Origin of the sequence: Streptomyces sp. NPDC001137 (genome assembly GCF_040298885.1) — a bacterium.
Lineage (GTDB): Bacteria > Actinomycetota > Actinomycetes > Streptomycetales > Streptomycetaceae > Streptomyces.
The window spans coordinates 160,997-174,720 of record NZ_JBEPBA010000011.1 but is presented as its reverse complement, the minus strand read 5'-3'; the positions used below and the strand labels follow the sequence as shown (position 1 = coordinate 174,720).

The 13,724-nt window shown below is 69.7% G+C and carries 11 protein-coding genes; 5 read left to right on the top strand and 6 right to left on the bottom strand.

Features of this window, described 5'->3' with window-relative positions; all coding sequences use genetic code 11:
• Positions 1–9: 9 nt before the first annotated feature.
• On the bottom strand, positions 10–1,773 hold the full coding sequence (gene aspS, locus ABT254_RS23440) for an aspartate--tRNA ligase (protein WP_351473270.1): 1,764 nt from the start codon (positions 1,771–1,773) through the stop codon (positions 10–12).
• Positions 1,774–1,929: 156 nt separating this feature from the next.
• Here aspS and ABT254_RS23435 point away from each other — a divergent pair, with 156 nt between their 5' ends.
• Positions 1,930–4,089 carry a SpoIIE family protein phosphatase gene (locus ABT254_RS23435; protein ID WP_351473267.1) on the top strand — a complete coding sequence of 720 codons (2,160 nt, stop codon included), beginning with the start codon at positions 1,930–1,932 and terminating at the stop codon, positions 4,087–4,089.
• On the opposite strand, the gene ABT254_RS23430 is transcribed toward ABT254_RS23435, so the two are convergent.
• The 3 genes from ABT254_RS23430 to ABT254_RS23420 form a co-directional block, all read right to left on the bottom strand.
• Positions 4,062–5,108: an AI-2E family transporter gene (locus ABT254_RS23430; protein ID WP_351473264.1), complete on the bottom strand. Its 1,047-nt coding sequence runs from the start codon at positions 5,106–5,108 to the stop codon at positions 4,062–4,064. The genes ABT254_RS23435 and ABT254_RS23430 overlap by 28 nt on opposite strands.
• Positions 5,109–5,194: 86 nt before the next feature.
• Positions 5,195–6,166, bottom strand: coding sequence for a pirin family protein (locus tag ABT254_RS23425; RefSeq protein ID WP_351473262.1), 972 nt, complete (start codon positions 6,164–6,166; stop codon positions 5,195–5,197).
• 105 nt (positions 6,167–6,271) lie between these two features.
• Positions 6,272–6,739, bottom strand: coding sequence for an SseB family protein (locus ABT254_RS23420; RefSeq protein ID WP_030939169.1), 468 nt, complete (start codon positions 6,737–6,739; stop codon positions 6,272–6,274).
• A gap of 149 nt (positions 6,740–6,888) precedes the next feature.
• On the opposite strand from ABT254_RS23420, the gene ABT254_RS23415 reads away from it, so the two are divergent.
• The 4 genes from ABT254_RS23415 (at position 6,889) to ABT254_RS23400 (ending at position 12,206) form a co-directional block, all read left to right on the top strand.
• Complete coding sequence (locus ABT254_RS23415) at positions 6,889–8,715, top strand: acyl-CoA dehydrogenase (RefSeq protein ID WP_351473259.1); 1,827 nt, start codon at positions 6,889–6,891, stop codon at positions 8,713–8,715.
• A gap of 98 nt (positions 8,716–8,813) precedes the next feature.
• Positions 8,814–10,112, top strand: coding sequence for a M18 family aminopeptidase (locus ABT254_RS23410; RefSeq protein ID WP_351473256.1), 1,299 nt, complete (start codon positions 8,814–8,816; stop codon positions 10,110–10,112).
• A gap of 96 nt (positions 10,113–10,208) precedes the next feature.
• A complete protein-coding gene (locus ABT254_RS23405) occupies positions 10,209–11,840 on the top strand; it encodes a hypothetical protein (protein ID WP_351473253.1) in 1,632 nt (543 codons plus the stop codon).
• Between the two features lie 111 nt (positions 11,841–11,951).
• Positions 11,952–12,206, top strand: coding sequence for a DUF6458 family protein (locus ABT254_RS23400; protein ID WP_351473250.1), 255 nt, complete (start codon positions 11,952–11,954; stop codon positions 12,204–12,206).
• Positions 12,207–12,285: 79 nt separating this feature from the next.
• On the opposite strand, the gene ABT254_RS23395 is transcribed toward ABT254_RS23400, so the two are convergent.
• The gene (locus tag ABT254_RS23395) at positions 12,286–13,134 is read right to left on the bottom strand and encodes a calcium-binding protein (protein WP_351473249.1); all 849 of its coding nucleotides are present in this window, start codon (positions 13,132–13,134) and stop codon (positions 12,286–12,288) included.
• A gap of 146 nt (positions 13,135–13,280) precedes the next feature.
• The gene (locus tag ABT254_RS23390; protein WP_351473246.1) at positions 13,281–13,673 is read right to left on the bottom strand and encodes a cupin domain-containing protein; all 393 of its coding nucleotides are present in this window, start codon (positions 13,671–13,673) and stop codon (positions 13,281–13,283) included.
• Between the last annotated feature and the right edge of the window lie 51 nt (positions 13,674–13,724).

Here is a 13,724-nt window from a genome sequence, read left to right as displayed (position 1 = left end):
TGTGGCCTACTACTTCGGCTGCGGCTTGCGCACCGACAGGTGCAGCTCCTTCAGCCGCGCCTCCTCCAGCTCCGTCGGCGCGCCCATCATCAGGTCCTGGGCGTTGCCGTTGAGCGGGAAGGCGATGGTCTCGCGGATGTTGGGCTCGTCCGCGAGGAGCATGACGATGCGGTCGACACCGGGGGCGATGCCGCCGTGCGGCGGGGCGCCGAAGCGGAAGGCGCGCAGCATGCCGGCGAACTTCTCCTCGACGGTGTCGCGGTCGTAGCCCGCGATCTCGAAGGCCTTGAGCATGATCTCCGGCTCGTGGTTCCGGATCGCGCCGGAGGACAGCTCGACGCCGTTGCAGACGATGTCGTACTGCCAGCCGAGGATGTCCAGCGGGTCCTGGGTCTGAAGGGCCTCCAGACCGCCCTGCGGCATGGAGAAGGGGTTGTGCGAGAAGTCGATCGCGCCGGTCTCCTCGTCCTTCTCGTACATCGGGAAGTCCACGATCCAGCAGAACCGGAAGACGCCCTCCTCGAAGTGCCCGGCGCGCTTGGCGGCCTCGACGCGGACGGCGCCCATGATCTTGGAGACCTCGTCGAACTCGCCCGCGCCGAAGAACACCGCGTGACCGGCGGCCAGCGAGAGGCGCTTGGTCAGCTCGGCGACGTTCTCCTCGGTGAGGAACTTCGCGATCGGGCCGGACAGCGAACCGTCCTCGGCCACCCGCACCCAGGCCAGGCCCTTCGCGCCCTGGGAGACCGCGAAGTCACCGAGCTGGTCGAAGAACTTCCGCGGCTGCGCGGAGACGTCCGGCACCGGCAGGGCACGCACGTGCTTGCCGGCGAAGGCCTTGAACTCCGAGCCCTCGAAGATGTCGGTGATGTCGACGAGCTCCAGCTGGGCCCGCAGGTCCGGCTTGTCGGAGCCGTACTTCAGCATCGCCTCGCGGAACGGGATCCGCGGGAAGGGCGAGGTGACGTGGCGGCCGCCGCCGAACTCCTCGAACAGCTCCGTCATCAGCTGCTCGATCGGGCGGAAGACGTCCTCCTGCTCGACGAAGCTCATCTCGACGTCGAGCTGGTAGAACTCGCCCGGCGAACGGTCCGCACGCGCGTCCTCGTCACGGAAGCAGGGCGCGATCTGGAAGTAGCGGTCGAAGCCGGAGATCATCAGCAGCTGCTTGAACTGCTGCGGGGCCTGCGGCAGGGCGTAGAACTTGCCCGGGTTGAGGCGGGAGGGGACCACGAAGTCGCGGGCGCCCTCGGGGGAGGTCGCCGACAGGATCGGGGTCGCCATCTCGTTGAAGCCGAGCGCCGTCATCTTGTGCCGGATGGCCGAGATCACGGCCGTGCGCAGCATGATGTTCTTGTGCATGCGCTCGCGGCGCAGGTCCAGGAAGCGGTACTCCAGGCGCCGCTCCTCGTTGACCCCGTCCTCGGTGTTGATCGTGAACGGGAGCGGCGCGGCCGCGCCGAGCAGCTCGACCTCGCCGACCTCGACCTCGACCTCACCCGTCGGCAGGTCGGGGTTGACGTTCTCGGTGCCCCGGGAGACGACCTTGCCGTCGACGCGGACCGTCGACTCCTTGGTCAGCTTGTCGAGGGCCTCGTAGGCCGGGGTGCCCGGACGGGCGACGAGCTGCGTGATGCCGTAGTGGTCGCGCAGATCGATGAAGAGGATGCCGCCCAGGTCGCGCCGATTGTGCAGCCAGCCACTCAGCCGGACGTCGGTGCCGACGTCAGAGGAGCGGAGCTCGCCGCAGGTGTGGGACCTGTACCGATGCATCGTCGTTCATCCAGTCTTCGCGGATCGGGGGGCTGTGTTTCAGGGTGTTTCACGTGAAACAACCCCCAGGGTACCGGGCACCCCAAGATCGGCTCCCCACCATTAAGAGTGGCCAATCGGTGGCACTCCTCGATCACCTCTCCATAAAGTGGGGCAATGCGCACTGGTGAGCCTCTGCCCGCCGTGGGGGAGGTTCTCGCCGCCCTCGCGACCGGTCTGTGGCACTGGGACACCGCCACCGAACTCGTCACGGTCGACGCCGAGGCGGCTCGGCTGCTGGGGCTGCCCGCCGAGCAGACCACCCTGACGGAGGCCAAGGCCCGGGCCCGGCTCCATCCGGTCGACTGGAACGAGATCATCGCCGTGGTCGGGCTCGCCGTCACCGAGGGCACGCTGGCCGAGGTGCGGATCCGGATCATGGACGAGCACGGCCGGGTGATCCGTGTGGTCCGCTCCCGCTCCAAGCCGTCCTTCGACCCCGAGAAGAAGTCCTTCCAGCTGATCGGCACCCTTCAGGAGGTCACCGAACCGACCCCTGGCACGCCGGCCGGACGCAGTGCCGTCACCGGTGACTGGCGGCGCTCCCGGGAGGCGTTCCTGCTGGACGCGGGCCGGGCGCTGGCCGAGGCGCGGTCCACGGAGGAGGTGCTGCGGGTCGCGGCGGGCCTGTCGATGCCGGGGTTCACCCCGGACGGGCTGGCGGTGTTCGGCGTGGAGGGCGATCGCCTGAAGATCATCGGCCACCACGGGCACCAGCCCGGCGACGACGGCCCCTTCTCGCACATGTCCCTGGACACGGACTACCCGGCCGCCGAGGTGGCCCGCACCGGCCGTGCCGTCTACCTCTCCACTCCCGAGCAGTACAAGGCGCGCTACCCGGCCGCCTGGCCGCTCGCCGCGTCCTTCAACCGCCACTCCTGGGCGTTCCTGCCGCTGACGGTGGCGGGCCGCACGATGGGCGCCTGGATGGCGGCCTTCGCCTACCCGGTGACCTTCAATCCGGACGAGCGGTCCGTGCTGACGACGGTGGCCCGCATGCTCGCCCAGGCGCTGTCCCGGGCCGGCGCCGCCGAGACCGAGCGCGCGCTGACGGACGGCCTGCAGCGCTCCATGCTGCCGACCCTCGGCCCGCAGATACCGGGCATGAGCGTCGCCGCCCGCTATGTCCCCACCGGCGGCGGCCTCCAGGTCGGCGGCGACTGGTACGACATGATCCCGCTGCCCGGGGGTCCCCCCTCCGGGGGCGGCCGGATCGCCCTGGTCATCGGGGACGTCCAGGGCCATGACGTACGGGCGGCCGGCCTGATGGGCCAGCTCCGTATCGCCCTGCGCGCCTATGCCTCCGAGGGCCACCGCCCCGACGCGGTGCTCTCCCGCGCCTCCCGGTTCCTGCACGGCCTGTCGGACGGCGCCACGCGGCCCGGCGCCGTCGAGGAGGACGCCCTCGCGGACCTGCGTTTCGCGACCTGTCTGTACGTCGAGGCCGATCCGGCGACCGGGACCCTCGACATCGCCCGCGCCGGGCACCCGGACCCGGCGATCCGGATGGCGGACGGCACGGTGCTGGCCCGTCCGACGGCGGGCGGTCTGCCGCTCGGCATCGACCCGGACGCCGACTACCCGACCACCCGGATCATCCTCGAACCCGGCGAGACCATGCTGATCTGCACGGACGGTCTGATCGAGACCGGCGGCCACGACCTGGAGAGCGGCTGGCAGCGGATCCGCGCGATCCTCGAGGAGCACAAGGGCGACCTGGAGGAACTGGCCGACGCCCTGGTCCAGGGGGTCCACGGGCCCTCCTCGCACCACACCACCGGCCCCCTCGCGGACCGGCGCGAGGACGACATAGCCGTACTGCTGCTGTCCCGGCCCGAGGAGGGCTTCGGCGAGACGCTGCTCGTGCCGCCGAGGGTCCGCCGCACCATGCTGTCCGTCGCGCAGGCGGAACCGGAGCGGGTGGCGGTGGCCCGTCAGCACCTGCGGGAGCTGCTGCACGACTGGCCCTCGCCGGACCAGGTCGACTCGGCGGTGCTGCTGGTCTCCGAGATGCTCACCAACGTCCTCGTGCACACCGACGCCGACGCGCTGCTGCTGGCGGAGGTGCGGGGCGAGCTGGGCAGCCGCCGGATGCGCATCACCGTCACGGACACCAGCGACGCCCTCCCGCACAAGCGCCGACCCGGTGAACTGGCCTCCTCGGGGCGCGGGTTGATGCTCATCGAGCTGCTCGCGGACGCATGGGGCGTGGACCCGCAGGGCGAGGGCAAGAGCATCTGGTTCGAGCTCTACGAGTCCGACGGCTCGGGCACCTGATACCGCGCCCGCAGCTCGTGTACGACGCCGAAGGCGGCGGCGGTGAGCGGCACGGCGAGCAGCATCCCGAGCACCCCGGCGACGGAGGCTCCGGCGGTGATGGTCACCATCACCATCGCCGGGTGCATCTGCACGGTCCGGCTCTGGATCATCGGCGTCAGCACGTGCCCCTCCAGCACCTGCACGGCGAGGACGATCCCGAGCGCCCACAGCGCGATCACGAACCCACGGTCGGCGAGCGCGACCAGCACGGCGACGGCACCGGAGATGAAGGCGCCGAGGTAGGGGATGAAGGCCCCGACGAAGACGAGCGCGCCGAGCCCGACGGCACCGGGCACATCCAGCACCAGCAGGCCCAGGGTGATGCAGACGGCGTCGATGAGCGCGATGAAGCTGGTGCCGCGCATGAATCCCTCGACGGCCTCGTAGGCACGGCGGGCCATGGCCTCGAGCGTGTCGCCGCTCTCCCCCGGGGCGATGCCCCGGATCAGGTCGGCGGCCTTGTGCGAGTCCCGCAGGAAGAAGAAGACGAGGAACAGCGCGAGGACCGCCATGGCGATGGTCTCGCCGACGACGCTGACCCCGCTGATGACATTGGAGGCCGCGGTCCCGCCGAACTTGGTGAGGAGGTCCTTCGCATTCGTGGCGAGGTCGTCCAGGGAGGTCCCCGCGGCCCCGAAATGATCGGCGACGCCCTGGGCCGCGTCCTTCAGTGAGGCGACGATCTGGTCACCGGTGTCGATGAGCGCGGCGACGATGATGTAGACGGCCCCACCGACCACGGCCACGACCGCGACGCAAGTGAGCCCCGCGGCGACGGACCGGTTGACCCTGGCCCTGACCAGCCGCCGGTGCAGCGGCCCCAGCAGGGCGGTTCCGAGCAGGGCGAGCAGCACCGGTGTCACGGCCGTACGCAGCTGCGAGCACAGCAGGACCCCGACGTACACGACCCCGGCGACCAGCAGGATCACGGCGCACCAGGCGGCCAGCCGCCGGACGGGGTCGGGGAGGAGCTGCACCCGTCCAGCGGATCACGTCCGCCCGCGCCGTGTCCTGCGCGGACGGACCACCCGGGTGAGACCCGGTGCTCCGCCCGCGCGCGGTCCTACAGGCCGCCCTCGGTCATCCCGTGCACGGCCGGGACGGTGCCCAGCCGGCCCTTCTGGAAGTCCTCGAAGGCCTGCTGGAGCTCCTCGCGGGTGTTCATCACGAAGGGGCCGTAGTGGGCCATGGGCTCCCGTATCGGCTGCCCGCCCAGGAGCACGACCTCCAGGTCCGGGGTGTGCGAGTCCTGCTTCTCGTCCGCGCGGACGGTCAGCGCGGAGCCCGCACCGAACACGGCGGTCTGGCCCAGCTCGATCGGCCGCCGCTCGGCACCGACCGCGCCCCGGCCGGCGAGGACGTAGGCGAGGCCGTTGAAGTCCTCGCGCCACGGCAGGGTGAGCTCGGCACCCGGCGCGAGCGTCGCGTGGATCATCGTGATCGGCGTGTGCGTGATGCCGGGGCCCTGGTGGCCGTCGAGCTCACCGGCGATCACCCGCAGCAGCGCGCCGCCGTCCGGGGTCGTCAGCAGCTGAACGTTTCCGCCGCGGATGTCCTGGTAGCGCGGAGCCATCATCTTGTCCCTGGCCGGGAGGTTCACCCACAGCTGGAGGCCGTGGAAGAGGCCGCCGGACATGACGAGGGACTCCGGCGGAGCCTCGATGTGCAGCAGGCCCGAGCCCGCGGTCATCCACTGGGTGTCGCCGTTGGTGATGGTGCCGCCACCGCCGTTGGAGTCCTGGTGGTCGAAGATCCCGTCAATGATGTAGGTGACGGTCTCGAAGCCGCGGTGCGGGTGCCAGGGGGTGCCCTTGGGCTCGCCCGGCGCGTACTCCACCTCGCCCATCTGGTCCATCATGATGAACGGGTCGAGGTATTTGTAGTTGATCCCGGCGAACGCCCGGCGCACCGGGAAGCCCTCGCCCTCGAAACCGCTCGGCGCGGTCGTGACGGCGAGCACGGGACGTGCCACGGCGTCGGCCGGAGCGGCCACACGGGGCAGGGTCAGCGGGTTCTCGACGGTCACTGCAGGCATGTCGGTACCTCCTTGTGCGGCCAGTTTAGTTGAGCATTGAACTTTCTGCCACCCGTAACAGAGAAAGCCCGGAGGGCATTCCCTCCGGGCTCCGGCAGACAGGTGTCAGCCGTACATTCTGCGCATCGCGAACTCGACCATCTGCTCCACGGCCTTCGCGTCGAAGACCATGCGGTGCTCGCCCTCCATGTCGAGGACGAAGCCGTAGCCGGTGGGGAGCAGGTCGATGACCTCGGCTCCCGTGATCACGAAGTACTTGGACTCCTTGCCCGCGTACCGGCGCAGCTCCTTGAGCGAGGTGAACATCGGGATCACCGGCTGCTGGGTGTTGTGCAGGGCGAGGAAACCGGGGTTGTCGCCGCGTGGGCAGTAGACCTTCGACGTGGCGAAGACCTGCTGGAAGTCCTCCGCGGACAGCTGGCCGGTGGTGAAGGCCCGTACCGCGTCCGCGAGGGACGGCGGGGACGGCTCGGGATACAGCGGCTGCTGCTGCCCGTAACCGCCGGGGCCCTGCTGCGGCTGGGCGTACTGCTGCTGAGCACCCGCACCCACGTTCTGGTCGTAGCCGTACATGAGCGCAAGAGTACTGAGTCACAGATGACCCATTCGGGGTTGCTTCTTATTACCGGCGGGTAGCATCATCGTAGCTACTTGTTGGTACGTGAACTAGTGCGAGGAGCTACACCCGGTGCCTCGCCGATCTCTCTAACGGAGCCGTCGCCATGGGGCACTACAAGTCGAATCTGCGCGACATCGAGTTCAACCTCTTCGAAGTCCTCGGTCGGGACAAGCTGTACGGCACCGGCCCGTTCGAGGAGATGGACGTCGACACCGCCAGGAGCATCCTCGAGGAGCTGACCCGCCTCGCTGAGAACGAGCTGGCGGAGTCCTTCGCGGACGCCGACCGCAACCCGCCGGTCTTCGACCCCGAGACGAACACCGCTCCGGTCCCGGCGTCCTTCAAGAAGAGCTACCGGGCCTTCATGGACTCGGAGTACTGGCGGCTCGGCCTGCCCGAGGAGATCGGCGGCACCACCGCCCCGCGCTCCCTGATCTGGTCGTATGCGGAGCTGCTGCTCGGCTCGAACCCGGCCGTGTGGATGTACGCCTCCGGCCCGGCGTTCGCCGGCATCCTCTTCGACGAGGGCAACGAGGTCCAGAAGCACATCGCGAAGATCGCCGTTGAGAAGACCTGGGGTTCCACGATGGTCCTCACGGAGCCCGACGCGGGCTCGGACGTCGGCGCCGGCCGCACCAAGGCGATCCAGCAGGAGGACGGCTCCTGGCACATCGAGGGCGTGAAGCGCTTCATCACCTCCGGTGAGCACGACATGGAGGAGAACATCCTCCACTACGTCCTCGCCCGCCCCGAGGGCGCGGGCCCCGGCACCAAGGGCCTGTCCCTCTTCCTCGTCCCGAAGTACCTCTTCGACTTCGAGACCGGCGAGCTGGGCGAGCGCAACGGCGTGTACGCGACGAACGTCGAGCACAAGATGGGCCTGAAGGCCTCCAACACCTGCGAGATGACCTTCGGCGACAAGCACCCCGCCAAGGGCTGGCTGATCGGCGACAAGCACGACGGCATCCGCCAGATGTTCCGCATCATCGAGTTCGCCCGCATGATGGTCGGCACGAAGGCGATCTCCACGCTGTCGACGGGCTATCTGAACGCGCTGGAGTACGCCAAGGAGCGCGTCCAGGGCCCCGACCTCGCGAACTTCATGGACAAGACCGCCCCCAAGGTCACCATCACGCACCACCCGGACGTCCGCCGCTCGCTGATGACGCAGAAGGCGTACGCGGAGGGCATGCGCGCCCTGGTGCTCTACACGGCCTCCCTCCAGGACGAGATCCAGGTCAAGGAAGCCGCGGGCGAGGACACCAAGGCGCTGGAGGCCCTGAACGACCTGCTCCTGCCGATCGTCAAGGGCTACGGCTCGGAGAAGGGCTACGAGCAGCTCGCCCAGTCGCTGCAGACCTTCGGCGGCTCCGGCTTCCTGCAGGAGTACCCGATCGAGCAGTACATCCGCGACGCCAAGATCGACACCCTGTACGAGGGCACCACCGCGATCCAGGGCCAGGACTTCTTCTTCCGGAAGATCGTCCGCAACCAGGGCGCGGCGCTGAACTCCCTCGCGGAGGAGATCAAGAAGTTCCTGGCGCTCGGCGAGGGGGGCGAGGAGCTGGCGGGCGCCCGCGAGCACCTCGCGAAGGCCGCCGTCGAGCTGGAGGCCATCGTCGGCCTGATGCTGACCGACCTCGCGGCCACCGAGCAGGACGTCAAGAACATCTACAAGGTGGGCCTGAACACCACCCGCCTGCTGATGGCCTCCGGTGACGTCGTCGTCGGATACCTGCTGCTCAAGGGTGCCGCGATCGCCGCCGAGAAGCTGCAGACGGCTTCCGCGAAGGACAAGGCGTTCTACACGGGCAAGATCGCGGCGGCGAAGTTCTTCGCGGCCAACGTCCTGCCGGGCGTCACCGGCGCCCGCAAGCTGGCCGAGAACGTCGAGCTGGACCTGATGGAGCTGGACGAGGCGGCGTTCTAGTCCCTCCCGTTCTGGGTAGCCAGAACTCCACATCGCCCTCACGAGGGCCCGCTCCTCATCACGAGGAGTGGGCCCTCGTACGTCGTTAAGGTGAACCCATGAGCGAACCCCACCGCTTCGACCGCGGCCACACCGACGACCTCATGTCCTTCCTGACGGCGAGCCCGTCGCCGTACCACGCGGTGGCGAGCGCCGCCGAGCGGCTGGAGAAGGCAGGGTTCCGCCAGGTCGCGGAGACGGACGCCTGGGACGGGACGACCGGCGGCAGGTATGTGCTGCGCGGCGGTGCGATCGTGGCCTGGTACGTCCCCGAGGGCGCGGCGCCCCACACGCCGTTCCGTATCGTCGGCGCACACACCGACTCCCCGAACCTGCGGGTCAAGCCGCTGCCCGACACCGGGGCGCACGGCTGGCGCCAGGTGGCGGTGGAGATCTACGGCGGGCCGCTGCTCAACTCCTGGCTCGACCGCGACCTGGGCCTGGCCGGCCGGCTGACCCTGCGGGACGGCTCGACCCGGCTGGTCAACGTCGACCGGCCGCTGCTGAGGGTGCCGCAACTCGCCATCCACCTGGACCGTTCGGTGTCCGCGGACGGCCTCAAGCTGGACAAGCAGCGCCATCTGACGCCCATCTGGGGCCTGGGCGGCGATGTGCGCGACGGTGACCTGATCGCCTTCCTGGAGGAGACCGCGGGGCTGCCGGCGGGCGAGGTCACCGGCTGGGACCTGATGACGCACTCCGTGGAGCCCTCGGCCTACCTGGGCCGCGACAAGGAGCTGCTCGCGGGACCGCGCATGGACAACCTGCTGTCCGTGCACGCGGCGGTGGCCGCGCTGACGGCGGTCGCCTCCGGCGGTGCGGACCTGCCGTACATCCCGGTGCTGGCCGCCTTCGACCACGAGGAGAACGGCTCGCAGTCGGACACGGGCGCGGACGGGCCGCTGCTCGGCAGCGTGCTGGAGCGTTCGGTGTTCGCGCGCGGCGGCTCCTTCGAGGACCGGGCGAGAGCCTTCGCGGGCACGGTGTGCCTGTCCTCGGACACCGGTCACGCGGTGCACCCCAACTACGCGGAGCGCCACGACCCCACGCACCACCCGCGGGTCAACGGCGGCCCGATCCTCAAGGTCAACGTCAACAACCGCTACGCGACGGACGGTTCGGGCCGTGCGGTCTTCGCCGCCGCCTGCGAGAAGGCGAACGTCCCCTTCCAGTCCTTCGTCTCCAACAACTCCATGCCGTGCGGCACGACGATCGGCCCGATCACCGCGGCCCGGCACGGCATCAAGACCGTCGACATCGGCGTCGCGATCCTCTCCATGCACAGCGCCCGTGAGCTGTGCGGCGCGGACGACCCGTATCTGCTGGCCAACGCCCTGGTGGCGTTCCTGGAGGGGTAGCTCCCGGGCGCCGGTCCCCCTGCGTAGGATTCGCTCACTCTTGCACTGTCTTTCGGTCAGTCTTGGATGATTTTCGGTCTCGTGGGGGGACTCAACATGCGAAGAAAGTCAGTGCTGGCCTGCGCATCCGTCGCGGCCGGCCTGCTGCTCGGCCCGGTGCCGGCGGCGCACGCGGCGGTGGCGCCCGTGCTGTACGGCGTCGGCAGCGGTGACCACCCGGGCCAGGGTCTGGTGTGGGTCTCCGCCTCCTCCGACACCGCCATCACCTCGATCACCGCGCACCTCTACGCGCCGGGCTCCGCCGCCGACGCCCAGGAGGTCACCGAGGTCAGCGATTTCACCCCGGATTCCAGCACCGGCTTCGCGAACACTTGGCGCACCACCGCCCCGCTGCGCCTGGCGGACCTCGGCACCTACCGCGTCGTCGTCGACCTGACCGACGCCGACGGGGACACCACCAAGGCCGAGGGCACCTACCAGTACGAGCTCGAGGCGAACCTGACGGATCTGCAGGCCACACCGCAGAACCCGGACTACGAGCACCAGGACGTCACCGTCACCGGCGGCTTCACGGTCACCGACCCGCGCACCGGCGAGACGACGCCGGCGGCGGGCAAGGAGGTGGACCTGGAGATCTGGAACGGGACCGCGCCGACGCCCACGACCGGCGCGGACGGCCGCTTCACCGCCACCTACACGGTGACCGACCCGTCCATCGACTCCGTCAACGCCTGGCTGCGGCTGTCCGATCCCTTCTACCAGTCCCGGGCCAACGAGAGCGTCGAGGTCCGGGCCGTGCAGTCGCAGACCCGCGTGACCCTGGACTCCACCGACGTCTATGTGAAGGCCGGTCAGCCGGCCACGGTCTCCGGCACGGCCGAGGTGTACCTCGACGGGGTGTGGAAGCCGCTGGCCGGAGCCGTCGTCGACGAGGTGTGGGACAGCGGCGACGGAGGTGCCGGCGTCGGCGCGGCGCCCGTCACGGGCGCCGACGGCCGCTTCACCGCAGGCCTGACCGTGCCGAAGACCGGACGGGTCGATGTGCAGGTGCGCACCGGGACGTATCTGAGGTACAGCGGGTACGAGACGGTCAATGTGTACGTCGCGAGCACGACGTCCCTGACCGGCTTCACGGCGACCTTGAACAAATACTCCGAACTCACCGCCAAGGGCCTGCTGGTCACCGGCAAGCGGATGCCCTCGAGCGCCACGGTCGAACTCCAGTACTCGGCCGACGGGAAGACCGGCTGGCAGACCATGAAGACGGTCACGGCGAGCGGCGGCGAACCCGAGACCGGCATCCCCTTCAAGGGCACGTTCGACGCGCCCTACAAGGGCTACTACCGGGCACACTTCAAGGGCAGCCGCGACTTCCAGGAGTCGTACGGCTCCGTCGTCCACGCCCAGCGCACGCCGACCCGCATCATCGACGGCAACGCCTCGCCCGAGCCCGTCCGCAAGGGCCGCACGATCACCTGCAAGGGCAGGCTGCAGCACTACACCTCGGGCGCCTGGAAGGCCTACGGCGGCCAGAAGGTGAAGATCCTCTTCCGGCCCAAGGACGCCGGCAGCTGGTACGACATGGGCAACACGTACACCCGCTCCGACGGCACCTTCAGCAAGGGCTTCACCGCCTCGAAGGACGGCACCTGGGTCGCGGTGCTGCTCTACCCGACCAGCACCCACCTGGTCAGTTCCGGCCGGGAGGACTACGTCGACGTGACGTGACGTGGGTCGCAGCGACGGGAGCGGCGGCATCCGCATGGGCAACGGGCCCGCGGGTACCCGGAGTCGGCCGGAACACCGGCAGCTCCGGACCGCACAGGGAGGCGACAACTCATGGGCCTCGGTGGATGCATCATCCTCATCGCCGTGGGAGCCATCCTCACGTTCGCGACCGACTGGCACATGCAGGGGGTCAACCTCGACCTGGTCGGCATCATCCTCATGATCGTCGGACTGATCGGCGTCAGTACCTTCAGCAGCATCGCCCGCCGCCGTCGCGTGGTGGTGCCACCCACCACGCCCGTCGTCGACGAGGAGGGGACCCACCACCACCGCCGCGACGGCTACACCGACGGTTACGGCGTCTGATCGTCCCTGCCCGCAAGGACCGGCGGAAGGCGGTCCGTCCTCTCGGCGACGAGGCGGACGGGCACGCCTCCGCCGGCTCTCAGCCCTGGCGGATCACATCCGTGCCGGGGCCGCCCGACAGCGTGTCGCTGCCCGGCCCGCCGTACAGCCTGTCGTTGCCGCTGTTGCCGTAGAGCTTGTCGTTGCCGCTGTTGCCGTACAGGACGTCGTTGCCCTTGCCGCCGTACAGGGTGTCGGCGTCGGTGCCGCCGGTGAGCGTGTCGTTGCCGTCGTCGCCGGACAGGTACTGGGCCCCGTTGCCGCCGTGCAGCGTGTCGTCGCCCCTGCCGCCCTGCACGATGTTGTCGCCGCCGCTCGCGGTGATCGTGTCGTTGCCGTCGCCGCCCCAGGCGAGGCCCTCCGCGCCCACGGTGAGGGTGTCGTTGCCCGCGTCGCCCGAGACGTAGGCGCCGTCGAGACGGCCGGAGTCGGTCGCGTGGTCGTTGCCGACGCCGAGCGAGATCTCGGCGTACGTGTAGATCTGGTCGGTGGCGTTGTCGTAGGCGAGCGTGTCGTTGCCGTCGCCGAGGTTCACGACCAGCCCGGGGTACGGGTCCTGGCTGTCCACGAACGTGACCGTGCAGGAGACCTTCGTGCGGTCCGACGCGGTGGGGTACGCGCAGTCGTGGCCCGCGCTGATCGGGACGACGTCGTCGATGACGTAGGTGATGCCCGTGCGGTCCGTGGTGAGTGAGGCGGTGACGCCGGCCTTGTTGGTCTGGCCGGGGGCGGCCTTGTAGGTGAGCTGCCAGTCGGACTGGTTGACCGCGGCGGTCGCGGGTGTCGTCGCGGCGGAGGCGGTGCCGAGCGGTAGGGCGAGGGCCGCGCCGAGGGCCAGCGTCAGCACCGGGACGACGCGTGTCGGGCGGCGGGCGGGACGAGCGTGCATGGGGAACCTCCGAGAGGAACGTGCGCAAGTGTGCGACTTACGCAACGTCCGACTCGGGATTCACCGCCTTGGTTGGTCAACTCCCGCAAGAGCACGGGAAGTTCAACCCCAGGACACTCGTCCGCCCGCTCGATTCCGCAGTCCGGTCAGCTCAGGGCGTGCCCGGTCGTCGCGTCCACGTGCGAGGGGACCTCGTCGTGCCGGTCGCCCACCGAGAGGGTGCCGGTGGGTTCGAAGACCAGGATCTCGCTGGGCACGCGCGCGTGCGGCTTGTGTTCGGTGCCGCGCGGGACGGTGAAGACCGAGCCCTTGGGGAGCGTCACCGTGCGCTCGCCGGCCGGCTCACGCAGGGAGATGTGGAGTTCGCCCTCCAGCACCAGGAAGAACTCGTCGGTGTGGTCGTGCACGTGCCACACGTGCTCGCCCTCGACCTTCGCGACGCGCACGTCGTAGTCGTTGACGGCCGTGACGATGCGCGGGCTCCACCGCTCGGTGAAGGAGGCGAGGGCCTGGTCCAGGGAGATGGGTTCGCTGCTCATGCCCGTCATCGTCGGCGGTGGCCCGGCGGTCGCACGAGTGCTAGAAATCGC

Excerpts from the sequence above, each read along its gene's own strand:
- ABT254_RS23405 (WP_351473253.1), top strand. The coding sequence starts at position 10,209 with ATGCGAAGAAAGTCAGTGCTGGCCTGCGCATCCGTCGCGGCCGGCCTG.
- ABT254_RS23400 (WP_351473250.1), top strand. The coding sequence starts at position 11,952 with ATGGGCCTCGGTGGATGCATCATCCTCATCGCCGTGGGAGCCATCCTC.
- ABT254_RS23435 (WP_351473267.1), top strand. The coding sequence starts at position 1,930 with ATGCGCACTGGTGAGCCTCTGCCCGCCGTGGGGGAGGTTCTCGCCGCC.
- ABT254_RS23415 (WP_351473259.1), top strand. The coding sequence starts at position 6,889 with ATGGGGCACTACAAGTCGAATCTGCGCGACATCGAGTTCAACCTCTTC.
- ABT254_RS23395 (WP_351473249.1), bottom strand. The coding sequence starts at position 13,134 with ATGCACGCTCGTCCCGCCCGCCGCCCGACACGCGTCGTCCCGGTGCTG.
- aspS (WP_351473270.1), bottom strand. The coding sequence starts at position 1,773 with ATGCATCGGTACAGGTCCCACACCTGCGGCGAGCTCCGCTCCTCTGAC.
- ABT254_RS23410 (WP_351473256.1), top strand. The coding sequence starts at position 8,814 with ATGAGCGAACCCCACCGCTTCGACCGCGGCCACACCGACGACCTCATG.
- ABT254_RS23420 (WP_030939169.1), bottom strand. The coding sequence starts at position 6,739 with ATGTACGGCTACGACCAGAACGTGGGTGCGGGTGCTCAGCAGCAGTAC.
- ABT254_RS23425 (WP_351473262.1), bottom strand. The coding sequence starts at position 6,166 with ATGCCTGCAGTGACCGTCGAGAACCCGCTGACCCTGCCCCGTGTGGCC.
- ABT254_RS23390 (WP_351473246.1), bottom strand. The coding sequence starts at position 13,673 with ATGAGCAGCGAACCCATCTCCCTGGACCAGGCCCTCGCCTCCTTCACC.